A 22,652-nucleotide genomic window follows, 5' to 3' on the forward strand; every position below is an offset into this window, starting at 1 on the left:
CGACCAGTGTCGGCGAGCGGGGGACTGAAGTCGGTGCCGTCACAATCGGGAATCGACACCTGCATGACAGAGCCGACGGAGATCAGGGAACTCGACGAGGCGACTGTCGAGCGTATCGCCGCGGGGGAAGTCGTCGAGCGCCCCGCATCGGTCGTCAAGGAGCTCGTCGAGAACAGCCTCGACGCCGGGGCCTCCCGCGTCCGCGTGGCCGTCGAGGCCGGCGGCACCGACGGGATCCGCGTCAGCGACGACGGCGTCGGGATGACCGAATCCCAGGCCAGGACAGCCGTCCGCGAGCACACGACTAGCAAGATCAGCGACATCGACGACCTGGAATCAGGGGTCGGGACGCTGGGGTTCCGTGGCGAGGCGCTACACGCCATCGGTGCCGTTTCCCGGTTGACGATCACGACGCGGCCCCGTGGCGGCGATCGCGGAACCCGCCTGCGCGTCGAGGGTGGCGAGGTCACGGCCGTCGAGTCTGCCGGCTGTCCCGAAGGGACGACCGTCGACGTCGACGATCTCTTCTACAACGTCCCTGCCCGCCGGAAGTACCTCAGCCGGGACGCCACCGAATTCGATCACGTCAGTTCAGTCGTGACCAAGTACGCCCTGGCCAATCCGGACGTGGCCGTCGAACTCGAACACGACGGCCGGGAGACCTTCGCCACGAGTGGCCAGGGATCGCTCCAGGAGACTGTTATGGCAGTGTACGGTCGGGAAGTCGCCGAGTCGATGATCGACGTCGAGACGGAGTCACTCCCCGACGGCCCACTCACTGACGTCTCCGGCCTCGTCAGTCACCCCGAGACGAACCGCGCCGGCCGGGAGTATCTCTCGACGTTCGTCAATGGCCGGTACGTCCGCTCGGGAGCGGCCCGTGACGCCGTCCTCGCGGCATACGACAACCAACTCGCCGCCGATCGCTATCCGTTCGCGGTCATACACCTCGCGGTACCGGCCGACACTGTCGACGTGAACGTCCATCCCCGGAAGATGGAGGTGCGATGGACCGAACCGGAAGCCCTCGAGCGACAGATCCGAAGCGCCATCGAGGACGCTCTCCGGGAAGAAGGGATCCTTCGCTCGACGGCACCACGCGGGCGCAGCGCCCCCGAGCAAACGACGATCGAACCGTCGTCGACGACCGACACGACGGAAGCGTTCCGGACTGGCGAGACCGACCAAGTGGCGACCGAGGACGTGACATCTGACGACATGACGGCCGAAGACGTGACGGTTGAGGAAATACCAGGCGAGGAGACCACACCCGACGATGTCGAGGCCGGTGGCAGTTCGTCGGACAACTTTGAGCAGACCCGGTCAAGGCCGCCGTCGCAGTCCGACCGGACGCCATCCGCTGGTTCGATTTCACGTGATGAATCGACACAGTCGCCGACGAAGTCGGATGTACGAGACGAATCAGCACAGTCATCGACGGGATCGGATTCACCGGACGACTCAACACACTCGGCGAAGGGGTCGACGGAGCAGGATTCGTCTCGTTCGCGGTCGGCCACGGGCCAGGACCCCGATACGCAAACGACCCTGCACGGCAACGACGCGATGCCGACGACGGAATACGATGCCATTCCCGACCTCCGCATCCTGGGCCAGCTACACGATACGTATGTCGTCGCCGAAGCCGACGACGGGTTAGTCCTGATCGATCAACACGCTGCCGACGAACGGATCAATTACGAGCGGCTCAAAGATCGGTTCGAGGGCGATACGACCACGCAAGTGCTGGCCGATCCGGTCGAACTCGAATTGACGTCGGGCGAGTCGGCGATCTTCGACGCCTACAGGGAAGCGCTTGCTCGGATCGGGTTTACCGCCGATCGTACCGGCGACCGAACCGTCCGCGTCTCGACCGTGCCTGCCTTCGTCGCAGAAGCAACGGGACCCAAACTCATCCGCGACGTCCTGGCCGATCTGGTCGCTGACGGACGAACGGCGGAAGAAACAGTCGAAGCCGTCGTCGACGATCTGCTGGCAGACATGGCGTGTCACCCGTCGATCACGGGGAACACGTCGCTGACTGAAGGGTCGATCGTCGACTTGCTTTCCGCACTCGACGAGTGTGAGAACCCCTGGGCGTGTCCGCACGGTCGTCCCGTGCTGATACACGTCGATTCGGACGAGATAGACGACCGGTTCGAACGGGATTATCCCGGCGGTCACTAGCGAGGACCTCTCTCAGTCGGGGTCACGAGGTCACGGTGGCCAATATGTAAAATAAGCAATGTGGGCGCTGATCAGTCCTGGGTTTGTTTCCGACTCGGCGGCGTGAGACGAGTCGCTTCCTCCAGAAGATCCCTGGCCCGCCGGTCGGTTTCTGCCTCCGCAGTCACCCGAACAAGCGGCTGAGTCCCGCTCGCCTCGTTGAAGCTGAGGCTTGTCCGTGGACCCTGCCACAGACTCGTCAGAGTACGGAATGTACCCCCGATTCGGCGTCACTGTCACGGACTTCAAGGCGTATTGATTGTTAGTGGTTTTCTCGATCGATCGGCAGGACCTGCTTGAGCCAGGCCAGCCACGACCGTCCCCGGGAAGACTGCTTGGTTGACTGATCGTCGACAGGAAGGTACTGCTCGAAGAACGCGATATTCTCGCCGATTTCGATCGTTCCACGCGATTTGTTGTACGAAATGACGCCAGCGTCGTCCATCTTGGGGAGGTGACTCTGGTAGAGCCCAACGTAGACGCGTTTGCGCTCCTGGGAAGATATCTGCCTGACGTCTTTCTCGTATTCCCAGGCGGCGATCTGTTCGGCAAGTTCTCCCAACCGAACCTGTCCGTCGATGTCGGACAGATACCGGAGCACGTATCGACGTCGCTGGTTCTTCAGAATCTCGAACACCCGATCTAGCTCGACGGGTGGATCGGCCGGTTCAGTAAAGTCGACGGCTGTCCTTGCGGTTTCCTGTTTGTCGGTATCGAGCCGATACTGCTGGTTCCGGGTGCCGTTCTGACTTGTCGGTGCGATGGCAGCGCCTCCGTCTGATCTCTTCGGCCCCCCACGCGATCCCTCGAATGCGTTTTTAATACGCTCGATCATCTGTAGTGGATTCCCCCCATTGACAATATCGGGTTGAGGCGACCACATTACCGTTCGATGAGATTTTCATCCCATACTGAACAACCTCAGCCTGGTATGTTAATGCACGGCATTTTACAAATATTTTTTGTTTTGAGAGACTGAGTGAATGCCGATACAGGCGTGATTTGGCTCTCGAAGTTGTCCCATCTTACTTTTATACTGCTCTTCCATTTTACAGGGCCGGATACTGTATCACCAATTCGGACATGGCGGACAGAAAGACCGACCCAGCGAGGTGGAAAGTCGGGTCACCGGCCCGGTCGCGACCTGTTTACCCAGCGGGGTGGGTAAGCCGGTCAGGCATCGCCCGACATTGGATATTCCGGTTCAGCTGATGTCAGATACTTACCCGTGCCAGGACGACATTGTGAGTTGACTCTTTCTGGGTCCTCCTCAGTGTGAACGCGCGTTGTGAAGAATAAAACCGCGACTCCAGCCCGGTTGAGTGACCGAAAATCCGGCTGTCGTTCTTGAACCCAAAACCGCTCAGCGATGCCAGCATCGTTCGGACGAAATCAGCGATTTATCGGGTAGTATGGTGGGCATTACAGTGATCTTGTAGTGTGAAACACCGAATATGGGTGGGAGCAAGCAAACGATCAATGAGGAGCGACACTCGACCAGAACCCCAGGCGAGAACAGCCACGCGACCCTCGGCATGTTCGAATGTGACGAGTGTGGTACGAGGCGACTCCAGCGAGTTCTCTCGTATGACCAGTTGTGGTACCCTATTTCCCGTCTGTGAAACCGTGAGTCGGCCGATTCGAGCCGCTGGGATAACCGGACAAAACTGGCGGAGTGCCGACTGATTTCTTCGATGTGGCTGTCGCGCGTGTGGGACCTGACAGCACTCCCCTCCAGCAGTGGCCGTCGGTCCGAACCACTGCTTGCATGCTTTGGATAGTCCGATAATCGAGATGGTCGAAGAGTGGATCGACAGCATGGATTCGACCCGGGGAGTGAGAAAGCCCACAGATTGTGATCTTCGGATGGCTCACTCCAGCCAGTCGTTCGCTTGCCGATATTTCAATCACGCTGTCTGTTCGTACAGCAGGCGCTCGCGGATTGCTCGCAGCAAAATGCTACGGGCCGGAAGGGATTTGAACCCCTGACCGTCTGATTAAGAGTCAGACGCTCTGCCGGACTGAGCTACCGGCCCAGGCATTCGACAGTTTCGTCGGGCGATTCAAATACGTTTCCTTTCCATTCGATCGGAGGACTTCAGTTCCTGGGGACAACCGCGACGGTTTAAGGCCTCGGGGACAAACGATGCCGACGTAATGAGTACCGACGTCACGATGGCCTCGATGTCGACCTACGCCATCCTGGGCTGTGGGAGCGTGGGCCACGCCGTCGCCGAGGAACTCGAGGCGGAAGGCAAAGACGTCCTCATCCTCGACAAAGACGAGGGACGCGTCGAAGCGTTGCGTGATCAGGACCTCAACGCGCGGACCGCAGACATCAGCGAAGAGTCCGTACCCGCCGAACTGGACGACCGAGACGTCGTGTTGATCCTCTCGCCGGACGAAGACGCCAACGCTGCCGCCGTCGAACACCTACGGGCACGCGACGAGGACCAGTTCATCGTCGCTCGCGCCTCGGACCCCGTCTCAGCTGACGAACTGTCCGAGCTGGGGGCCAACGTCGTGATCAACCCCTCGGCGGTGATCGCCGACTCGGCGTTGCGCGCCCTGGAGACGGGCGAACTCGAACACAAGGCTAACCAACTCGCCGCAGTCATCGACGATACCGAAGCGCGGATGGCGATCCTAATCCACCGCGGCCCAGATCCGGATTCTATCGCCAGTGCCGCGGCACTCAGGGCGATCGCCGAGAGTCGTGACGTCGAGGCGGACATCGTCTACGAGGGCGACATCGGCCACCACGAGAACCGGGCGTTCGTCAACCTGCTCGGGCTTGAACTCACCTCACGATCTGCTGTGGATCTGGGGGAGTACGACACGTACGCACTGGTCGACTACGCCAAGAGCGGGACTCCATCGACCGAAGACTTCGACGGCCCGATCGACATCGTCATCGACCACTACGAAGTCGAAACCGGTTCCGAGGCGGAATTCACTGACGTCAGGCCGAACGTTTCGGCGACGTCGACCATCCTCACGAAATACATCCAGGAACTCGATCTCACCCTCGAACAGGAGGTCGCGACCGCCCTCCTCTATGGTATTCGCGCCGAGACACTGGACTTCAAACGCGAAACGACACCGGCTGATCTCACCGCCGCCGCCTATCTCTATCCCTTTGCCGATCACGACACCCTCGAACAGGTCGAGTCGCCCAGCATGAGTCCCGAGACGCTCGACGTCCTCGCCGAAGCGATCCGCAACCGGCAGGTCAGGGGGAGTCACCTCGTCTCGAACGCGGGCTTTATCAGAGATCGGGATGCCCTCGCGCAGGCTGCCCAACAGTTGCTCAACCTGGAGGGGATCACCACCACGGCCGTCTTCGCGATCGCTGACGACACGATCTATCTCGCAGCACGTTCGAAGGACATCCGGATGAACATTGGAAACGTCTTAGAAGAGGCCTTCGGCGAGATCGGCGAGACGGCCGGCCACTCGACGGACGCAAGCGTCGAGATCCCGCTCGGGATCTTCACTGGGATCGAGACCAGCGACGACAACCGCGACACACTGTTGGAACTCACTGAAGAAGCCGTCCGCTCGAAGCTCTTCGAAGCGATGGGTGTCGAAGGTTCCGATAGCTCCAACGGGTCTTAGGCCACGACGTCGTCGGTCTCCGGTTCTCCGTTGCGGACCCGTTCGACGATGTCGTTGACAATGATGACATCCCCGACGGCCTGTACCCACCGATAGGGGACGATCGCACCCCGTGAATTGGCCGTCTCCGCGTCGAAGAGTTCGGTGTTTAACTGATGGAGCGCGAGGCCGGAGACCGCCTCGGCATCGAGGTTCAGCCGCAGGTCTTCAACCTCGCCGACGTAGACGCCGTTGTTCGAGTACACTTCCCGGCCGACCAGCGACGTGATCTCCTGAGGGCTCGCATCTCGGTCGATTGGCATACTCTGATCCTGGGGAGGGGGTGCCTTAATTCTTGGCAGATCGTCAGACGCCGGGCCTCGGTGCACCGTCAAGGACGACCCGGTCGGGACGTTTTTTTCCGGGCCGGTGTGACAATGGGTATGGTTTCGGAACTGTTCGACCCGAGTCGCTGGGATCCGATCGAGTCGTTCGACTTCACCGACATTACCTACCACCGCGCCCGCGACGTAGGGGCCGTCCGCATCGCATTTGATCGCCCAGACGTACGCAACGCGTTCAGACCCGAGACGGTCGACGAACTCGCTGCCGCACTAGATCACGCCAAGCGTCAGACTGACGTCGGGTGTGTTCTGCTGACGGGTAACGGCCCGTCGTCGAAGGACGGCGGCTGGGCCTTCTCCGCCGGGGGCGATCAATCGATTCGCGGTGATGCCGGCTACGAATACGAAGACGAGAACAAGGAGGCTCGTGGAGAAGGGCCGCGACTCCACATTCTCGAAGTACAGCGTCAGATCCGCCACATGCCTAAACCCGTCGTCGCAGTCGTTCCCGGCTGGGCGGTCGGCGGCGGCCACTCCCTGCACGTGATCTGTGACATGACGCTAGCCAGCGAGGAACATGCAAAGTTCCTCCAGACTGATCCCGATGTCGGCAGTTTCGACGGGGGCTTCGGCTCGGCGTACCTTGCCCGGCAGGTCGGCCAGAAGAAGGCCCGCGAGATCTTCTTCCTCGGGAAGACCTACGACGCCGAGGAAGCTGCCGAAATGGGCATGGTCAACGAGGCTGTCCCGCACGAGGAATTGGAAGAGACTGCCCTGGAGTGGGCCGAGCGGATCAACGGCAAGTCTCCGACCGCGATGCGGATGCTGAAGTATGCATTCAATCTCCCGGAGGACGGCATGGTGGGTCAGCAGGTCTTCTCGGGGGAAGCTACGCGCCTCGCGTACATGACTGACGAAGCCCACGAAGGACGGGACGCGTTCAACGAGGGCCGCGATCCGGACTTCGACGACTATCCCTGGCACTACTGAAACCACCTTTTTACTGCAGGGGGTCGCCACTGGTGACCCCCTGCAGTAAAAATCTGGACCAAAAACATCTCGGCGCTCACCTCGCTCACGGCTACGCCGTTCGCAGCGTTCGCGCCGAGCGAAACGCGCTCGCTCCGCTCGCGCGTACACCACGCTGTAATTCACCCACCTGGGTAGCATTCGGGACCGAGATCGTCCCCGGTCGTCCGTCTCCGCCAGCATACGTCTGTTTGTCGTCTTGGCGTTGCTCTGCTCGATATCCCCGGCGACTGGCTCTTCAGGCTCCAGCGGCTGGAGTCTCCCTGGTCAGCGTTTCCTCGTCCGGCGAAAAAATGTAGCACCGCCCGCCCCCAATGCCGCGATCATCACGGCAAAGATGAAAAGTAACTCATCGTGCCGTTGCGTCCACATGAACATATTTGAACAAGCCGAACGCACCAACCACCCATGGCCCTCCTATTCGGACTCACCGGCACGCAACTGTTCGGCCTGGCGCTCGGTGTGGTTGGATTGGTCGTTTTGCTCGTCTCCGTCAGATACGTCTGGCGAGCCACCGCTGTTCTCCGTGCGAAGGACGTCGATTCGATCGATGAACTCGATCAGGGACGGCTCGTTCGCGTCGCCGGGACGATCCGCGCCATCGAGAACCCGATCACGGCGCCGTTCTCGGGCGTGGACTGTGCGGCCCTCCGGTACAGTATCGAGGAGCGCCGACTGAGTCTCTATCTCTTGCCCTGGTTTGTGACGATCCACGAGCGGACGGTGGCCCGCCCGTTCACGTTGCGCACGGCCACAAGTTCAGTCGCCGTCGCCGAAGCGGTCCGGACGGTTACGCTCGACAGTGAAGATGTCGCGACGGTCCGAGCGGACGAAGAGCCACCCGAACGCGTCGCGGACTTCCAGCGATCGGTGTCTACGGCCCCTGGCCGGACAATCTGGCTCGATCCGCCCGGATTCCTCGCCGGGTTCGCCCGGCTGCTGTCGCTCGGGACGCGTCGGTATCTCGAACAGCGGACCAGTGAAGGTGACGAGACCACTGTCGTCGGCCGTGTCACGATCGACGGCGTCGATCCGATAGTGGTCTCGGATCGCTCGCCGACCGGTACGCTCGTCCGGATGGCGAAGACATCGATCGCGGGCCTACTCATCGGTGTGGTGACACTCGCGCTCGCGATCGTGCTGGTAGTCATCTAACGGCCCGACTCCAAACATTAAGGCCGGTCCGGGCCGGAATACCGCATGATGAGTACGGCAGCGGCAGACGTTTCGAAGACGAAGGCGTGGCTGATGGCCGCTCGCCCGCAGACGCTCCCTGCGGGGTCGGCCCCAGTGATCGTCGGCGTTGGCCTTGCGATCCACGACGGCGTGTTCACCCCGCTCCCGGCGATCGCGGCGCTGGTCGGCGCACTTTTGATCCAGATCGGGACGAACTTCGCCAACGATTACTTCGACGCGATAAAGGGCACCGACGAGCCGGATCGAGAAGGGTTCACGCGCGTGACTGCGGGCGGATTGATCCCTCCTCACCAGGTCAAGGCTGCCATGGCGGGGACCTACACGCTCGCACTCGTTGTGGGGCTGTACCTCGTGGCCGTCGGGGGCGTCCCGATCCTGGTGGTCGGCCTCTCGAGCATCCTCGCCGGGTTGCTGTACACCGGCGGTCCGTACCCCTACGGGTACTACGGACTGGGCGACCTGTTCGTGTTCGTCTATTTCGGCGTCGTGGCGGTGACAGGAACTTACTACGTCCAGGCCGTCGCGATGCTCGACGTTGGACTCTTTCCCGCCCTGATTCCACCCGGCACGGTCCCGACAGATGCCGTGCTGACAAGCGTCGCGGCAGCCGGCCTCTCGACGGCAATCCTCGTCGTCAACAATATCCGGGACATAGAAAGCGACCTGGAGGCCGGTAAGCGCACGCTGGCTGTCATCCTGGGGTATCGGTGGAGTCGCGTCGAGTACGCGGCGATGGTCGGCGTGGCGTACGTCGTCCCTGTTGGGTTGTGGCTCCTGGCGGACTTCGGTCCGTTCGTCCTGCTCCCATTGCTGTCGCTTCCGCTGGCGATCTCGGTGACACGCACGGTCGCGACCGAACGGAGTGGTGAGGCGCTGAACCCGGCGCTGGAACGGACGGGCAAACTCATGGCGATCCACGCCCTGCTGTTTGCGGTCGGCCTCGCGGTCCCGACGGTGATCTGATGGAGATCGAACCGTTCTCACTATCACTCTCGGAGCCCCTCTCGACAGCAGCGGGCGAGATCGACTCCCGCGAGGGGTTTCTGGTGACACTCGAACGCGGAGCGGTGCGGGGTGTCGGCGAGGCCACGCCGCTGGCTGGCTGGACCGAATCCACCGAGGACTGTGAATCGGCTCTCCGAGACGTGGTGGCAGATGGCGTCGACTCCGCTTGCCCCGACCCCGCAGAGACACCGGCGGCGTGCCACGCCGTCGAGCTGGCCACCGCAGATCTGGCGGCCCGCGAGGAGGGGGTCCCGCTCGCCCGCTGGCTCACAACGGATCCTGCCGAGTCGGTTCCGGTGAACGCGACGATCGGCGACGGCGGCGTCGACGCGGCGGTCGAAGCCGCCCGGAAAGCCCTCAAGGACGGGTTCGAGACGCTAAAAGTCAAAGTCGGTGCCCGCTCGCTCGAAGCGGACCTCGAACGGCTCCGCGCGGTGAGACGTGTCGCCGCCGACGTCACACTCCGCGTCGACGCGAACGGTGCCTGGTCGCGCCCGGAGGCACAGAGGGCAATCGACAGACTGGCCGACCTGCCAGTCTCGTACGTCGAACAACCCCTCGCGGCGGCGGACCTTGCAGGACACGCTGCTTTGCGTGGCCGAGGTGTGGGAATCGCTCTCGACGAATCGATCCGCGAACGAGGAGTAGACGCGATCCTGAAGGCTGGCGCGGCGGACACACTCGTTTTGAAACCGATGGCACTTGGGGGGATCCGTCGGAGCCGGGAGATCGCTGTCCGGGCACGGAAACGAGGCGTCTATCCGATGGTCACGACGACAGTCGATGGCGTTGTCGCTCGGACGGCGGCGCTCCACCTCGCAGCCAGCCTCGGGATCGACCGGGCCTGCGGGCTGGCGACCGCCGACCGCCTGTCCGCGGACCTCGCGTCCGATCCGGCACGCGTTCGGGATGGCCGTATGCACTTGCCAGACGAACCGGGAGTCGGTGTCCGGTTCGGGTAAAGTCAGGCCTACAAGGCGATGAGAATCGGGGAGCCACTCAAGTATGGGCCGGACGGACGGGAGAGCAATGCGTACTCTCGATACCTGGCCCCAGGTCGATCCGCTGACTGCCAGGGCGAGTTCGACGCCGGATCGGACGGCAGTGATCGAGGCGGCGACAGGGGCCTCCTGGACCTACGAGGAACTGTTCGACGAGGCCGATCAGCTGGCCGACTGCCTCCTGACGGCCTGTGACACACAGCCTGACCGCCTCGGGATCGCCATGCGGACGGGCATCGACTTCGTCCGGACGACCCACGCCGCCTGGCGACTGGGGGCCACCGTGGTCCCGCTCGACAGCCGGGAGCCCACCGATCGACTCGAGTCGTTGGCAAAACAGGCCGACCTAGATGCGATCGTCTGTACCGAACGGACGGTCGAATCGATCTCGTCGATCGAGGGACCATCCCTGCTGTCCGTCGACGGGTCGACGGTTCCGGGCGTGGACGTCGTCCCAGGTGACTGTGAGGGAACCAACCCACGGGCACGCTACTCCTCGGACACCCACGTGATCATGTTCACCTCGGGGACGACCAGCAACCCAGAGGGAGTTCGACTCACGTTGTCGAACCTCTTCGCCAGCGCGATCGCCTCGGCGTTCCGGCTCGGCGTCAACCCCGCAGACCGCTGGCTGGTCTCGATCCCGATGGCCCACATGGGCGGGTTCGCCCCGATCGTCCGATCGACACTGTACGGAACGGGGCTGGTCTTGCAGTCCGAGTTCGACCCCGAAGCGACCGCCACAGCCATGCGGGAGTACGACGTGACGGGCGTCTCCTTCGTGCCGACGATGCTCTCGCGGCTGCTCGAAGCGGGCTGGCAGCCCCCGGCGGCGCTGCGGTTCGTTCTCCTGGGAGGCGCTTCGGCGTCGCAAAGGCTCATCGACCGCTGTGAGCGAGAGGGCGTTCCGGTGTATCCTACCTACGGCATGACCGAGACGGCCTCGCAGGTCGCCACCGCGACGCCCGACCAGGCGTTCGATAATCCCGGCACGGTGGGCCAGCCACTCATGTTCACGCAGGTTGCCATCATCGACGATGGCGAGTCAGTCGCCCCGGGAGAGACGGGCGAAATCATCATCGAAGGCCCGACGGTCACGCCCGGCTATCTCGACGACGAGGAGACGGCGACCGTCTTCGACGAGCGCGGTCTGCATACGGGCGACCTCGGCTACCGTGACGAAGACGGCCGGCTGTACGTCGTCGGACGGCTCGACGACCTGATCGTCACCGGCGGCGAAAACGTCGACCCCGAGGAGATCGTCGCGGTGATCGAATCGAGGGCAGATATCGTTGAGGCAGCCGTTGTCGGCATCCCCGACGATGAGTGGGGCGAGCGCGTCGCCGCACTCGTCGTCCCGGACGAAGACGATGCCCCGACGCCCGATGATATCGAGGAGACCTGTCGGGGCAAACTGGCACCCTACGAGGTACCGAAATCGATCGCCATCGCTGACGCGATCCCACGGACGGTCTCGGGAACGATCGACCGGACAGCCGTCGTCGAGAAAATCCAGCAGGACTGACCCGTACGGAGGCGGTGATTGCATCGCGCAGTGAATCTCTCCGAGTTAGGGCCGGTCGTGGTGCCTCCGGTTCGTCCGCAGCAGGGTGGGAACGCAGTCCGACAGCCGCGGACGACGGACGACCGCCGGGTGGACGACAGAACCCCGTGCGTTCTGGTCGCCGGGTTTAATCCGATCAGTCCCCTATCTCGGGGCGTGTGTACGCTCGTCTTCGCCTGGCGGGTTTTCGACGAGATGCCGGTCGCCGTGGCCGCCAACCGCGACGAGGTGACCGATCGGCCGTCCGAAGCGCCGAGTGTCTGGGATACCGATCCGGCCATCCTCGCCCCACGCGACAGCTCGGCCGGCGGCACCTGGATCGGGTACAACGAGTACGGCGTCTGTGCCGCGATCACGAATCGCTGGCTCGATGAACCGCCCGCAGCCGATCGCTCGCGTGGATTGCTCGTCCGGGGCGCACTCGGCTCTGAAACGGCCGAGGACGCCGCGCGACTGGTCGAACGTGCGGTCGAGGCCGACAGTTACGACGGGTTCAATCTCGTCGTCGCCGACGAGAACGCCGCGATCTATCTCGAATGGGACGGGTCGCTGACCGTCCGGAACGTCGACCCCAGCGTGCACGTCGTCGTCAACGTCGGGGCTGACGGCCGCTATCGGATCCCAGCGTTCCGGGCCGAAGCAGGTCGCCAACAGGCCGAAAACGCCGACACACTTCGGACTGCGCTCCAGCCGGAACCCGGTGAGTCCGGGGACGCGTGGCTCGATCGCGCGGGTGAGTTCATCGCCGATCACGAGTACGGCGTTTGCATCCACGGGGACGGGTTCGGGACGCGTTCGTCGTCGTTGCTGGCGCTGAGTGAGGACGATCGCGAGTACTGGTATGCGGACGGGCCGCCCTGTGAGACCGAGTACGAGCGCCTCGAAGGTCAGGTTTAAGCGGCGACCTGCCTCACACGTGTACATGAGCAGCGCCGACGCCGAGACGGACCTCTCGGAAGACGAACGGCGGGGACTGGAACTCATCAGGGAGACCGGCGGGATCCACCAGAGTGACTTCTGGAAGGAGTTGGACGTCAGTTCCCGCAAGGGGAGCCGGATCGTCGACTCACTGGCCGAACAGGAACTGATCGACCGCGAGGAAACTGTCTACGACGGGCACAACACGTACTACCTGACGCCAACGGCCAAGGAACTCGAGTTCTCTCTTTTGATGGCCGGTGACATGCTCTCACCGTTCGTCGGCGACGAGGAAGTCGATCCCCGGAGCGACCAGTTCACCCAGTGGCTCATGAACCTCGCTTACGAGGAGTGACGTGGTGAGGCGGGACGCCCGTTCTCTCGTCGTCTCACTCACAGGCGACTGATCGGGCGATCTCGATCAACTGTTCGGCCGAAACACCCGTCCCGGCGACCGAATACCGGGCTCCATCACAGACCCATGAGATCCGTAGCTCCGTCCCCAGATTCCGGAGCGCCGCCTCCTGATCGCCGAGATTCACTGGCTGGCCCTCGGTCGTCGGTTCGTACCACGTCAGATTGCTTTTCGAAATCGTCACTCGTGCGGTCGCATTGGCATATTGAAGACCGAGACTCCGGACACGGTGCCCGACAGTCCAGGTCGCATCGACTAGCCTGAACGAATCGGCCAGCGACGGGTCCGGCAGCGAGAACGAGCTCGCCGCCTGCAGGCCGGCTCGGTCGGCGAAGTGCAGCTGTCTCGGTCGCTCGGTTGTCGTTAGGGCAACGCCAGCGGGCGGATCGAACCGGAACTGCCCGTGATCGATCTCGGAGTCGAACGATACGGTCTCGTAGCCGACGGTGATCGAGACGTTCCGGTCGCCACGCCGGTAGTCGGTGACTCGCTTGAGTGGAACGTACCACTCCTGATCCAGCCAGAGTGTTTGGGAGAACCCCGAGACAAACGCAGTCGTGTTCGCGTTCGAGCTGAGTTCGAACACGTAGGTCGAGCGATTGGCCACGGTTGCTGTCCCCTCGTAACTCACGGTCAACGATCCCGCGACACCCGCTGTCGATGCGGCCTGTCCGCCTTCTGAAGGGACGACGGGCAGGGGACTGATCTCGCTACTACGGGCCGGTTCGTCTGCGGAGCGACGATTGAGGGTCGTGAGCAGCCGCTCGATCCGGCTCGGGCTATCCGCCGTGGCGGAGCCGTTCAGGTTGATCTGGACCACCCGTCCGTCCGCACTGTCGTACAGCCACAGCGTCCGCCCGTCTGAGACTTTCAACACGGAGTCACTGGCCGTCCCGCCAACATCCTCGATCCGATATTTCCCTTTCCCCGGACGACGCCAGACTTGCTCGACGGTCCTGACAGTCTCCTCGTCCCGTTCGATGGTCGTCTCCCTAAGGCCAGTCATCACACCCATCGAGGCTTGTATATCGGCGATATCCGTTTCGAACGTCGGCGAGGCCTCAGGCGCATCGACGGTCTCCCAGACGCCAACGGCAGCAGTACTGGCGACCAACAAGGTGACGATGGCGAGAATCCAGGCCCAGCGTGATCGGAACGGATCGGACGCCATCGGTTATCTCGGGAAAACGCTGACGTCGTGAAAGACGTTTCGGTTGTTTGACTATCTATTCTTCGAGCGCGTCGGCGATCCGCTCGAGTTCGCGCCGGACGTCGTGGACCTCGTCCCGTAGCTTCCGCATCTCACGGGTAAGTTCCTCGTTGCCGCCGTCGCTGTCGCCCTCTTCCGGTCCCATCTGCCCAGGACCGCGACCACCGGGTCCACCGGGGCCGCCGCCCATCATGCCGCTCATCATCTGGGCGAAGGGATTGCCACCACCCATACCGGGTCCACCGGGGCCGCCGCCCATCGCTTCTTCCATACGCTCGCGGCGGTCCTCCATATCCATGTCCTCGCCCTCCTCGGAGCGCTCCTGTCGGATCTCCTCGACGCGCTCCCGGAATGACTGCTCGTCGTCTCCGTCCGCTCCTTCGGCGTCGTTCGCCTCGTTGGGGTCTTCGTCCGTCATACGCCGGGATTCGGCGTGCCGCCGGAAAAGGATTGCCGTCCTGGCTTCATCCGAACGACCCAAGACTCGCCTGGAGGGTCCGTCCGGTCGTCCCTGGGGCGATTTCGTGGCCCACCAGGTTACGGAGATCGACGCCGTAGGTCGATCCGTTGTGATCGAGGACGAGAAGTCGACCTTTGCTCCCACGGACCGACCCCGACAGTAGGGTCTCAGCCACCGGCCGCTCGGAGAGTTCGATCCCGTGATCGAACGTGAATCGCTCCAATTCCTCGAAGTCGGCCAGCAGCCGTTCCCAGACCGTCTCGTCGACCGACTGATGGATACCTGCCAGCTTGTGATCGACCCGAACGCTGTCGCCCACCGACTCGGCGATGTCGGTCTCGATCTGCCGGGCGATGCGGCCGTTCTCGACCGTCCGGATGTGGGCGGCCCTGTCGGCACCTTGCTCGCGGAGGCGCGTCTCCAGTCGCCACGACCGGGTGACGCCGACCTTGAAGTGATCGGGCGCGAAGGCTGCCAGATAGATGGCGTGCTCCTCCCGACAACTCTCCAGCGGGAGGTCACAGTCCCCCCGACACCGGGCACAGGGCCAGCGGTCGGTGTGCTGGGGACAATAGGGGGCAGTCGTGCGGTCACAGGCGACGTGGCGACCGTCCGAGACCGTGCCGGCACAGTGTCGCTCCTCCAGTGTATAGGCGACGTCTCGTCCCGGCTCCAGTGACTCCCGACGAACGGTGCCGTCCTCGGCGATGACCAGTTCCGCCGGTCCCTCGACGGCGCTGCGGTACCCGACGATCTGCACGGCCGGGCCTAGCGGAGTGGAGCGTATAGAACTGCCGGGACGCCAGGGAGTGGCTGCTGGTTTTGCCGACGGCGACGACGAACGACATAAGAGGGGCAAGCTACAATCGCTCGTCAATGACTCGGAAGATGACGCGCCGTGGGGCGCTCGTGGCGGGTACAGCACTGCTCGCCGGCTGTCTTGAGGGCGGCGAGAGCACGACCGTCAAACTGCCCGATGGTGCTGTCGCCAATGCGCCGATCCCGGGAGACCCGGCAACCTACGAGTACGAGACGATGGGCAGCGGGGACGCTCCCCTGACCGCGACATATGTCGCAAACTGGAAATGTCCACACTGTGCGGACTTCTCGTCGGGATTCCTGGGAACGCTCGTCGAGGAGTACGTCCAACCCGGCGACCTTGCCATCCAGCTCCGTGCACTTGCCTACACGAACAACGGACCCTGGATGGGAGAGGACGCCCCGCGAGCGGCCGAAGCCGGTCTAGCAGTCTGGCATACCGACCCGGAAGCCTACTGGGCATATCACGAGCACGTCATGGAGAACCAGGGTGATCCGGGCGAGACGTGGGCGACGACCGACCGCCTCGTCGGGTTCGCTGAGGACGTCGGTGTCAGCGATGTCGACGCCGTCCGGACGGCCATCGAAGACGGGACCTACAACGACGCGGTGCGCGAAACGGCGACAGCGGTATCCCAGATGGGTGTCACGTCGACGCCCACCCTCGTCATCGACGGACAGGTCGTCAGCGCCCTCGATGAGTCTGCCGTCCGGAGTACGCTGGATGATACCCTCTCGAACAGCTAGGCCGATGCAAGAACAACCCCCGGTTGTCGTGCTCAGGCTCGGCCACCGACCGGGCCGGGACGAGCGCACGACGACTCACGTCGGACTGACGGCCAGGGCGCTGGGAGCCGATCGACTCGTCCTCGAAGACGTAGCCGAGGGGCGCCGCGAGACGGTCGCGGACATTACCGACCGGTTCGGCGGCCCCTTCGATGTCGAAGTGACGGACCAACCACTGGGGCGGATTCGCTCGTGGGACGGTCGGATCGCCCACTTGACGATGTACGGCGAACCGATCCAGGACATCGAAGACGACCTACAGGCGGCCCGCCGCCAAGACCCGCTTTTGGTCGTCGTCGGCGCCGAGAAGGTCCCCTTCGAGGTATACGAGCACGCTGACTGGAACGTTGGCGTGACGAACCAGCCCCACTCCGAGATCGCCGCGCTTGCGGTCTTCCTCGATCGTCTCTTCGACGGGACCGAACTCGACCGAGAGTGGAAGGACGCCGACCAGCGGGTCGTCCCGAAGGAGACCGGCAAGCGCGTGGTCGAGGCAGGGGACACCCCTGAAAGCTAAGCCGGTTGCCGTCGGTTCGGTGAATTTAAACGACTCACGGCCCCATGGGAACATAATGGCTTTTGAGGAATACCTGGAGGACCCAGTCATACAGAAGTACCTCCACGAACTCGTGGGGCCGAAGGGCATGCCTGTCGCCGCAGCGCCGCCCGAGGGAGAGGTAACCGACGAAGAACTCGCCGAGGAACTCGGCCTCGAACTCAACGATGTGCGCCGAGCGCTGTTTATCCTCTATGAGAACGATCTGGCGAGTTACCGGCGTCTTCGGGACGAGGACTCGGGGTGGCTGACGTACCTCTGGACCTTCGAGTACGACAACATCCCCGAGCAACTCGAATCGGAGATGTACGAACTTCACGAGGGGCTGATCGAACGCCGGGAGTACGAACTCCAACACCAGTTTTACCTCTGTGAGACCTGCGGGATCCGCTTCGAGTTCGAGGAGGCGATGGACTTCGGGTTCGAGTGTCCCGACTGTGGGTCTGCCCTGGAATCGATGGAGAATACGGCGCTGGTCGATGCGATGGACGAACGCATCGACACGCTCGCGGACGAACTCAACATCGATATCAACGCCTGATGGTCGTCCTCGCAACCAAGTGTTACGTCGGCGGTGACGCCCGCGATCGGACACTGGACTCGCTCCGATCGCTACTGGACAACGACCTCGCCGACCTCGCGGTCGAGTACGACATCGGCATCCGTGAGGACGGCTTCCCCTCGGTGACGCTCTCGGGTGAAGACGCAGCCGTGGCCCGGAACCTCCTCACCGAACAGTGGGGAACGATCACGCCCCACTTCGAGGCGGGCGAACGCTACGTCGGGACGCTCGAATCCTGGGACGACGACGGATTCGTCCTCGACGCGGGCGAACCAGTCCGGATTCCATCTGAAGGGATCGGCCTCGGGCAGGGATCGCCTGAACAGATCCGGACGCGTTTCGGACTCGTCCAACACGTCCCGCTCACGTTCGTTTACGAATCCGGCGGCGCGGGTGAGACGCTGTCAGTCGGTCGGCTCGCCGACGACCAGCGCGACCGGCTGTACGACTGGACGCGGGAAAGTGGTCGAGTCAACGTCAACAGCGCCACGCGTGCGGAAGTCCGAGCCACGATCAACCGGGCGGGCCACGCCGAGGACATCGTCACCGTCGAGCGCCTCGGACTCCTCGAACAGAGCATCGTCTGTACAGAGGGGACCGACCCACCGGGACTGCTCGCCAGTATCGGCTCGTATCTGCCAGCAGAACTGCTCGCTGTCGTGCCATGACCGGGCGGACACGTCTCGCGCTCGCGGCAGTCGGATTGCTCGTGCTGCTCGCGATTGCTGGCTGTCTCTCGCCCGTCAGTGACGCCGATCTCCAGGAAAATGCGACCTACGACTGGGAGACAAACGCCTCGGCGACCTATCACATTCACACGAACAACTACACTGCTGTGCTCGACCTGCACAACCAGTCGTCGGTGGAGCTGTATCTCGAAGACGCCTTGGGATCGAACCAGGCGTTGCCGATTTCGGGCCTGCAGTTCCGTCACCAAAACGGGACCGTGGTCAACGATTCGGCCTTCACGGTTGATGCGGGCCGATCGAAAGTGACGCTCGAGCCGCCGGCACCGAACGGAACCCTGGCGTTCACCGCCTCTCGTTCCGGGCCGGACTTCCGGACGCCCGTCGTCGTCAACGGGTCACACGAGGTCTACCTGCCGCCCGGTCGGGACATCGCCATCCCGTTCGTCTCACGTGCCGTTCCGGGGAACTACACGACCCGGGCCGTCGGAGACCGCGTGGCGATCAGATGGGGGTCAGTCGATCGGGAATCGATCCTCGTGTCGTTCTATCGGAGTCGTGACGTGTGGCTGTTCGGCGGTCTGGCCGCGATCGTCCTGACAGTCGGCGTGATCGGTCTCGCGTACTACCGCCGGCAGATTTCGGCACTCGAAGACCAGCGAAAGGAACTCGGCCTCGACGTCGATAGCGAGGACGACGATCCTCGCGATCGCGGGCCGCCGCCGGGAATGGGATAGCGCCGGCCTCGTCGATTAGGTCGTCACTCCTTTGTCCCTCGGGTCCCGACCGCGTGACATGCGCGTCGGGCTGGTCACGATCGGCGACGAATTGCTGGCCGGGGAAACGGTCAATACCAACGGTGCCTGGCTGGCCGAGCAGCTGGCCGATCGAAGTGTTCGCGTCGAGCGGATCGTGGTCGTCCCGGACCGGATTGAGGACATCGTCGAGGTCGTCGATGACTACCGACAACGGTACGACGCAGTGATCACGACCGGCGGGATCGGTCCTACCCACGACGACATTACGATGCGGGCTGTCGCCGATGCCTTCGACGTTGGCGTGACCGAGAGCCAGGAGGCCATAGAGTGGATCGAGACCCATCACGGATACGCCCGCGAGGACCTGACCGACGGAACGGCCCACATCCCCGACGGTGCGCGGATGATACCCAACAGCGAGGGCGTCGCGCCGGGTTGTGTCCTCGCGAACGTCTACGTCCTGCCGGGCGTCCCAGAAGAGATGAAGGCCATGTTTGGGGAGGTCAGCGATGAGTTCTCGGGGGAGACGATCCACGTCGAGACAGTGCTGGCGGCCGAACCCGAGAGTGCGCTCCTCGATCGGATCGAGGCGGCCGGCGACCGCTTTGAGGTGACGATCGGGAGTTACCCGGGCGAGAACGTCCGGCTGAAACTCTCTGGTAGTGACGCCGGGGAAGTATCCGGGGCCGCCGAGTGGCTCCAATCTAGGGTCGACAGCCCTGCTGAGGGGAGTCGCTGAGGAACTGTCCTCCAGCCGCCGAACACGGTCACCGGACGAGGTGACGCCACCACGCCAGCGCGAGGACGATACTTCCAATAGCGATGGTACCCCCGGCCGCGTTGATCAGCGTCGCGTCGACGCCGGATGCCAGTGGGACGAACATACAGCCCCGTTGCGCCCGATCCGATATAAAAGATCGTTCCGCGACAGTCAGTCGAGCAGTCCACGAGAGAGCGACGGTCGGGTCACCGGCGTCATCGACCCGGGCTTTTGAAGTGTCTCAATCGCGTACCCCGCGATAACGAATGAGCGAGGACTTCTACGAGGTTCTGGGCGTCTCACGGGACGCCAGCGAGGAGGAGATCCAAGAATCCTACCGCGAGAAGGCCCGCGAGTATCACCCCGACGTCAGTGACGACCCCGACGCAGAGGAGAAGTTCAAGCAGGTCAAGAAGGCAAAGGAGGTCCTCACCGACGACGAGAAGCGCCAGGCCTACGATCGACTGGGCCACGAGCGCTTCGAGCAGGCTGAAAAACGCGGAGGGTTCGACGACCGCGGCGGCGGACGGGCAGGTGCCGGTGGCCGTGCCGGCGGTGATCCCTTCGGGGGTGGCGGTCCGTTCGGCGACATGGGCGACATCTTCGATCAGTTCTTCGGCGGCGGTGGGGGCCGTCGAGGGGATCGCCCGCGACAGGGCCAGGATCTCAAGACAAGGCTGACAATCGACCTTGAGGAAGCCTACGAAGGTGTCGAGAAACAGTTCAGCGTGACGCGGCCGGAGACCTGTCCGGACTGCGGTGGCGAGGGACACCCGCCCGAGGCCGATTCACGGACGTGTCCGGAATGTGAGGGCCGTGGGCAGGTGACACGGGTCCAGCGGACGCCGATGGGCCGCGTCCAGCAGACGACGACCTGTTCGCGGTGTGAAGGCGAAGGCACGCTCTACGATGACACGTGTTCGACCTGCCGAGGGGAGGGGCAGGTCCGCAACGAGGCGACGCTGTCCGTCGAGGTGCCTGCCGGGATCGAGAGCGGGCAGACCCTCCGGATGGAGCGGGAGGGTGCGCCGGGTGAGAACGGCGGGCCGAACGGCGACCTGCTGATCGAGATCGAGATCGACGATCACGACGACTTCGAGCGTGACGGTGACGACCTGCACTACACCGCACCGATCACGTTCCCGCAGGCCGCCTTCGGCGATACCATTGAGGTCCCGACCTTCGATGGTCCCGTCGAGGTGGACGTTCCGTCGGGGACCCAGAGCGGCGAGACGTTCCGATTGCAGGGTAAGGGGATGGCCCGCCTGCGTCGACGCGGGCACGGGGACCTCTACGTCACCGTGCAGGTCTACACGCCCGAGTCGCTCAACGACGAACAACGGGAGGCCCTAGAGCAATTCGCCGAGGCCAGCGGCGAGGAGATAAACGTCGATCAGAGCTTCTTCGAGAAGATCAAGCGTTCGCTGTAGAGGGATCCTGCCCAGATCACTCGACGACCCGCCAGAGATACAGCGACGCGAACGACCGATAGGGCCGCCAGCGTTCGGCCCGATCGACCATCTCGCTTCGCTCGAGATCGCCGTCGAATATCGTTTGCATCCCTTTTCTGATCCCGAGATCCTCGACTGGAAAGACGTCTTCGCGGCCCAGCGCGAACAGTAGGAACATTTTCGAGGTCCACGGGCCGATCCCGGTAATTTCAGTCAGCTCGTCCATCACCGCTTCGTCGGACCAGTCGGCGAAGGCCTCGCGCGAATAATCACGCTCGACGAAGGCGGTCGCGACGTTTCGAACCGTCTGCCCTTTCCGTTTGGACAGTCCCACCTCGCGTAATTCTTCGACCGCAACGTCGCGTAACGCCGTCGGCGTCACGTCGAACCGCTCGAAGAGTCGCTCTTCGATGGCATCAGCCGAGGCCATCGAGAGCTGTTGACGGACGATCGAGACGACCAGACGTTCGAAGAGATCCTCGGCCGGTTCGAGGGTGAGTTCGCCGTGTTCGTCCACGAGGGGAGCTAACGCTGGATCCTCACGGAGGTAATCGTAGGGATATGCCATGGGAAATCGGCAAATGCTGCGACGAAAAAGATTGCGATCAGTCGTCCTCGCCGGACACGGGGGCCTCGATGGTCGCCGCGCCGTCATCGATCGGTTCCGCGGGGACGCCGGCGACGGTCGTTTCGGCGGGGACGTCCTCGATGACTGTCGCACCGGCGCCGACAGTGGCCTTCCGGCCGACGGTAATGTTTCCGATCAGCGACGCGCCGACGCCGAGCGTGGCGCCGTCTTCGACCGTCGGATGGCGCTTCTCGCGGCGCATCGAGTTCCCGCCGAGTGTGACGCCGTGATACATGAGCACATCGTCGCCAATCACGGCTGTCTCGCCGATCACGACGCCGATCCCGTGGTCGATGAACAACCGGTCGCCGATCTCCGCCGCGGGGTGGATTTCGATGCCGGTCAACAACCGGGCGAGATGTGACAGGAGACGGGCAGTGAGTTTGAAGCCGTTCCCCCACAGTGCGTGGGCAATGCGGTAACACCAGATGGCGTGGAGCCCAGGGTAGGTGAGGAGGACTTCCGCAGTTCCCTGCGCGGCGGGATCCTTTGCCTTGGCCGTGCGTACGTCCTCGCAGATTTGCTTGAGCATATGTCTCGAAGGGGACGCGTCCCGGCCGAGACGGCCTCCCGAGCGTCGCCGATCGCGAGATCCGGCCGGCCGTGGACAGGTGCCGATCCTAGTGGAGTGTTGCACTTAAACCCATCCGATCCGACATCCGCACGACCGGCGCACTCGA

The 22,652-nt window shown here is 63.4% G+C and carries 24 protein-coding genes and 1 tRNA gene; 16 read left to right on the forward strand and 9 right to left on the reverse strand.

Features of this window, described 5'->3' with window-relative positions; translation table 11 throughout:
• Positions 1-63: 63 nt before the first annotated feature.
• Positions 64-2,187 carry a DNA mismatch repair endonuclease MutL gene (gene mutL / locus BN2694_RS02700; protein WP_135662368.1) on the forward strand — a complete coding sequence of 708 codons (2,124 nt, stop codon included), beginning with the start codon at positions 64-66 and terminating at the stop codon, positions 2,185-2,187.
• A gap of 71 nt (positions 2,188-2,258) precedes the next feature.
• On the opposite strand, the gene BN2694_RS18105 is transcribed toward mutL, so the two are convergent.
• The 3 genes from BN2694_RS18105 to BN2694_RS02715 form a co-directional block, all read right to left on the reverse strand.
• On the reverse strand, positions 2,259-2,354 hold the full coding sequence (locus tag BN2694_RS18105) for a hypothetical protein (RefSeq protein ID WP_167879948.1): 96 nt from the start codon (positions 2,352-2,354) through the stop codon (positions 2,259-2,261).
• 134 nt (positions 2,355-2,488) lie between these two features.
• Positions 2,489-3,061: a DUF7344 domain-containing protein gene (locus tag BN2694_RS02710; RefSeq protein WP_135662370.1), complete on the reverse strand. Its 573-nt coding sequence runs from the start codon at positions 3,059-3,061 to the stop codon at positions 2,489-2,491.
• Positions 3,062-4,188: 1,127 nt separating this feature from the next.
• A tRNA-Lys gene (locus BN2694_RS02715) sits at positions 4,189-4,262 on the reverse strand.
• A gap of 121 nt (positions 4,263-4,383) precedes the next feature.
• On the opposite strand from BN2694_RS02715, the gene BN2694_RS02720 reads away from it, so the two are divergent.
• Positions 4,384-5,844, forward strand: a complete 1,461-nt coding sequence (locus BN2694_RS02720) for a DHH family phosphoesterase (protein WP_135662372.1) — start codon at positions 4,384-4,386, stop codon at positions 5,842-5,844.
• Here BN2694_RS02720 and BN2694_RS02725 read toward each other — a convergent pair.
• Positions 5,841-6,146 (reverse strand): PRC-barrel domain-containing protein, encoded by a 306-nt coding sequence (locus BN2694_RS02725; protein ID WP_135662374.1) that lies wholly within the window; start codon positions 6,144-6,146, stop codon positions 5,841-5,843. The genes BN2694_RS02720 and BN2694_RS02725 overlap by 4 nt on opposite strands.
• A 120-nt stretch (positions 6,147-6,266) precedes the next feature.
• Between BN2694_RS02725 and BN2694_RS02730 the strand changes: the two genes are divergently transcribed.
• From BN2694_RS02730 to BN2694_RS02760, 7 genes are all read left to right on the forward strand, one after another.
• Positions 6,267-7,157, forward strand: a complete 891-nt coding sequence (locus BN2694_RS02730) for a 1,4-dihydroxy-2-naphthoyl-CoA synthase (protein WP_135662376.1) — start codon at positions 6,267-6,269, stop codon at positions 7,155-7,157.
• 447 nt (positions 7,158-7,604) lie between these two features.
• Positions 7,605-8,351, forward strand: coding sequence for a hypothetical protein (locus BN2694_RS02735; RefSeq protein ID WP_135662378.1), 747 nt, complete (start codon positions 7,605-7,607; stop codon positions 8,349-8,351).
• A gap of 48 nt (positions 8,352-8,399) precedes the next feature.
• Complete coding sequence (locus BN2694_RS02740) at positions 8,400-9,356, forward strand: 1,4-dihydroxy-2-naphthoate polyprenyltransferase (RefSeq protein WP_135662380.1); 957 nt, start codon at positions 8,400-8,402, stop codon at positions 9,354-9,356.
• Positions 9,356-10,360: an o-succinylbenzoate synthase gene (menC, locus tag BN2694_RS02745; RefSeq protein WP_135662382.1), complete on the forward strand. Its 1,005-nt coding sequence runs from the start codon at positions 9,356-9,358 to the stop codon at positions 10,358-10,360. Before BN2694_RS02740 ends, menC begins: the two co-directional genes overlap by 1 nt.
• Positions 10,361-10,427: 67 nt before the next feature.
• On the forward strand, positions 10,428-11,924 hold the full coding sequence (locus BN2694_RS02750) for a class I adenylate-forming enzyme family protein (RefSeq protein WP_135662384.1): 1,497 nt from the start codon (positions 10,428-10,430) through the stop codon (positions 11,922-11,924).
• A 195-nt stretch (positions 11,925-12,119) separates the two neighbouring features.
• Entirely contained in the window at positions 12,120-12,860 is a 741-nt protein-coding gene (locus tag BN2694_RS02755) for an NRDE family protein (protein ID WP_135662386.1), read from the forward strand.
• A gap of 25 nt (positions 12,861-12,885) precedes the next feature.
• Entirely contained in the window at positions 12,886-13,236 is a 351-nt protein-coding gene (locus BN2694_RS02760) for a helix-turn-helix transcriptional regulator (protein WP_135662388.1), read from the forward strand.
• Positions 13,237-13,270: 34 nt separating this feature from the next.
• Here the strand turns inward: BN2694_RS02760 and BN2694_RS02765 are convergent, their stop codons facing one another.
• Genes BN2694_RS02765 through BN2694_RS02775 form a run of 3 tightly spaced genes read right to left on the reverse strand, consistent with a single transcriptional unit; the run spans position 13,271 to position 15,726 of the window.
• Positions 13,271-14,467, reverse strand: a complete 1,197-nt coding sequence (locus BN2694_RS02765; RefSeq protein ID WP_135662390.1) for a LolA family protein — start codon at positions 14,465-14,467, stop codon at positions 13,271-13,273.
• Positions 14,468-14,522: 55 nt separating this feature from the next.
• Positions 14,523-14,924, reverse strand: a complete 402-nt coding sequence (locus BN2694_RS02770; protein ID WP_135662392.1) for a hypothetical protein — start codon at positions 14,922-14,924, stop codon at positions 14,523-14,525.
• 46 nt (positions 14,925-14,970) lie between these two features.
• Positions 14,971-15,726, reverse strand: a complete 756-nt coding sequence (locus BN2694_RS02775) for a DUF2797 domain-containing protein (RefSeq protein WP_135662394.1) — start codon at positions 15,724-15,726, stop codon at positions 14,971-14,973.
• Between the two features lie 116 nt (positions 15,727-15,842).
• Between BN2694_RS02775 and BN2694_RS02780 the strand changes: the two genes are divergently transcribed.
• The 7 genes from BN2694_RS02780 (at position 15,843) to dnaJ (ending at position 21,323) form a co-directional block, all read left to right on the forward strand.
• Positions 15,843-16,532, forward strand: a complete 690-nt coding sequence (locus tag BN2694_RS02780; RefSeq protein ID WP_135662397.1) for a DsbA family protein — start codon at positions 15,843-15,845, stop codon at positions 16,530-16,532.
• Positions 16,533-16,536: 4 nt separating this feature from the next.
• The gene (locus BN2694_RS02785; RefSeq protein ID WP_135662399.1) at positions 16,537-17,088 is read left to right on the forward strand and encodes a tRNA (cytidine(56)-2'-O)-methyltransferase; all 552 of its coding nucleotides are present in this window, start codon (positions 16,537-16,539) and stop codon (positions 17,086-17,088) included.
• Positions 17,089-17,143: 55 nt separating this feature from the next.
• Complete coding sequence (locus tag BN2694_RS02790; RefSeq protein WP_135662401.1) at positions 17,144-17,668, forward strand: transcription factor; 525 nt, start codon at positions 17,144-17,146, stop codon at positions 17,666-17,668.
• A complete protein-coding gene (locus tag BN2694_RS02795; protein ID WP_135662403.1) occupies positions 17,668-18,357 on the forward strand; it encodes a DUF2110 family protein in 690 nt (229 codons plus the stop codon). Before BN2694_RS02790 ends, BN2694_RS02795 begins: the two co-directional genes overlap by 1 nt.
• Positions 18,354-19,112 carry a DUF5803 family protein gene (locus tag BN2694_RS02800; RefSeq protein ID WP_135662405.1) on the forward strand — a complete coding sequence of 253 codons (759 nt, stop codon included), beginning with the start codon at positions 18,354-18,356 and terminating at the stop codon, positions 19,110-19,112. Before BN2694_RS02795 ends, BN2694_RS02800 begins: the two co-directional genes overlap by 4 nt.
• A gap of 58 nt (positions 19,113-19,170) precedes the next feature.
• Positions 19,171-19,872, forward strand: a complete 702-nt coding sequence (locus tag BN2694_RS02805) for a competence/damage-inducible protein A (RefSeq protein ID WP_135662408.1) — start codon at positions 19,171-19,173, stop codon at positions 19,870-19,872.
• 287 nt (positions 19,873-20,159) lie between these two features.
• Positions 20,160-21,323 carry a molecular chaperone DnaJ gene (gene dnaJ / locus BN2694_RS02810; RefSeq protein WP_135662410.1) on the forward strand — a complete coding sequence of 388 codons (1,164 nt, stop codon included), beginning with the start codon at positions 20,160-20,162 and terminating at the stop codon, positions 21,321-21,323.
• 16 nt (positions 21,324-21,339) lie between these two features.
• On the opposite strand, the gene BN2694_RS02815 is transcribed toward dnaJ, so the two are convergent.
• Positions 21,340-21,912 (reverse strand): DNA-3-methyladenine glycosylase family protein, encoded by a 573-nt coding sequence (locus tag BN2694_RS02815; RefSeq protein ID WP_135662412.1) that lies wholly within the window; start codon positions 21,910-21,912, stop codon positions 21,340-21,342.
• Positions 21,913-21,949: 37 nt separating this feature from the next.
• Positions 21,950-22,504 carry a serine O-acetyltransferase gene (gene cysE, locus BN2694_RS02820; RefSeq protein ID WP_135662414.1) on the reverse strand — a complete coding sequence of 185 codons (555 nt, stop codon included), beginning with the start codon at positions 22,502-22,504 and terminating at the stop codon, positions 21,950-21,952.
• Between the last annotated feature and the right edge of the window lie 148 nt (positions 22,505-22,652).

Source organism: Halorhabdus rudnickae (assembly GCF_900880625.1).
GTDB lineage: Archaea > Halobacteriota > Halobacteria > Halobacteriales > Haloarculaceae > Halorhabdus > Halorhabdus rudnickae.

Bases quoted from the DNA above. Each gene is read 5' to 3' on its own strand.
- mutL (WP_135662368.1), top strand. From the start codon at position 64: ATGACAGAGCCGACGGAGATCAGGGAACTCGACGAGGCGACTGTCGAG.
- BN2694_RS02710 (WP_135662370.1), bottom strand. From the start codon at position 3,061: ATGATCGAGCGTATTAAAAACGCATTCGAGGGATCGCGTGGGGGGCCG.
- BN2694_RS02720 (WP_135662372.1), top strand. From the start codon at position 4,384: ATGAGTACCGACGTCACGATGGCCTCGATGTCGACCTACGCCATCCTG.
- BN2694_RS02725 (WP_135662374.1), bottom strand. From the start codon at position 6,146: ATGCCAATCGACCGAGATGCGAGCCCTCAGGAGATCACGTCGCTGGTC.
- BN2694_RS02730 (WP_135662376.1), top strand. From the start codon at position 6,267: ATGGTTTCGGAACTGTTCGACCCGAGTCGCTGGGATCCGATCGAGTCG.
- BN2694_RS02735 (WP_135662378.1), top strand. From the start codon at position 7,605: ATGGCCCTCCTATTCGGACTCACCGGCACGCAACTGTTCGGCCTGGCG.
- BN2694_RS02740 (WP_135662380.1), top strand. From the start codon at position 8,400: ATGAGTACGGCAGCGGCAGACGTTTCGAAGACGAAGGCGTGGCTGATG.
- menC (WP_135662382.1), top strand. From the start codon at position 9,356: ATGGAGATCGAACCGTTCTCACTATCACTCTCGGAGCCCCTCTCGACA.
- BN2694_RS02750 (WP_135662384.1), top strand. From the start codon at position 10,428: ATGCGTACTCTCGATACCTGGCCCCAGGTCGATCCGCTGACTGCCAGG.
- BN2694_RS02760 (WP_135662388.1), top strand. From the start codon at position 12,886: ATGAGCAGCGCCGACGCCGAGACGGACCTCTCGGAAGACGAACGGCGG.
- BN2694_RS02765 (WP_135662390.1), bottom strand. From the start codon at position 14,467: ATGGCGTCCGATCCGTTCCGATCACGCTGGGCCTGGATTCTCGCCATC.
- BN2694_RS02770 (WP_135662392.1), bottom strand. From the start codon at position 14,924: ATGACGGACGAAGACCCCAACGAGGCGAACGACGCCGAAGGAGCGGAC.
- BN2694_RS02780 (WP_135662397.1), top strand. From the start codon at position 15,843: ATGACTCGGAAGATGACGCGCCGTGGGGCGCTCGTGGCGGGTACAGCA.
- BN2694_RS02785 (WP_135662399.1), top strand. From the start codon at position 16,537: ATGCAAGAACAACCCCCGGTTGTCGTGCTCAGGCTCGGCCACCGACCG.
- BN2694_RS02790 (WP_135662401.1), top strand. From the start codon at position 17,144: ATGGCTTTTGAGGAATACCTGGAGGACCCAGTCATACAGAAGTACCTC.
- BN2694_RS02795 (WP_135662403.1), top strand. From the start codon at position 17,668: ATGGTCGTCCTCGCAACCAAGTGTTACGTCGGCGGTGACGCCCGCGAT.
- BN2694_RS02800 (WP_135662405.1), top strand. From the start codon at position 18,354: ATGACCGGGCGGACACGTCTCGCGCTCGCGGCAGTCGGATTGCTCGTG.
- BN2694_RS02805 (WP_135662408.1), top strand. From the start codon at position 19,171: ATGCGCGTCGGGCTGGTCACGATCGGCGACGAATTGCTGGCCGGGGAA.
- dnaJ (WP_135662410.1), top strand. From the start codon at position 20,160: ATGAGCGAGGACTTCTACGAGGTTCTGGGCGTCTCACGGGACGCCAGC.
- BN2694_RS02815 (WP_135662412.1), bottom strand. From the start codon at position 21,912: ATGGCATATCCCTACGATTACCTCCGTGAGGATCCAGCGTTAGCTCCC.
- cysE (WP_135662414.1), bottom strand. From the start codon at position 22,504: ATGCTCAAGCAAATCTGCGAGGACGTACGCACGGCCAAGGCAAAGGAT.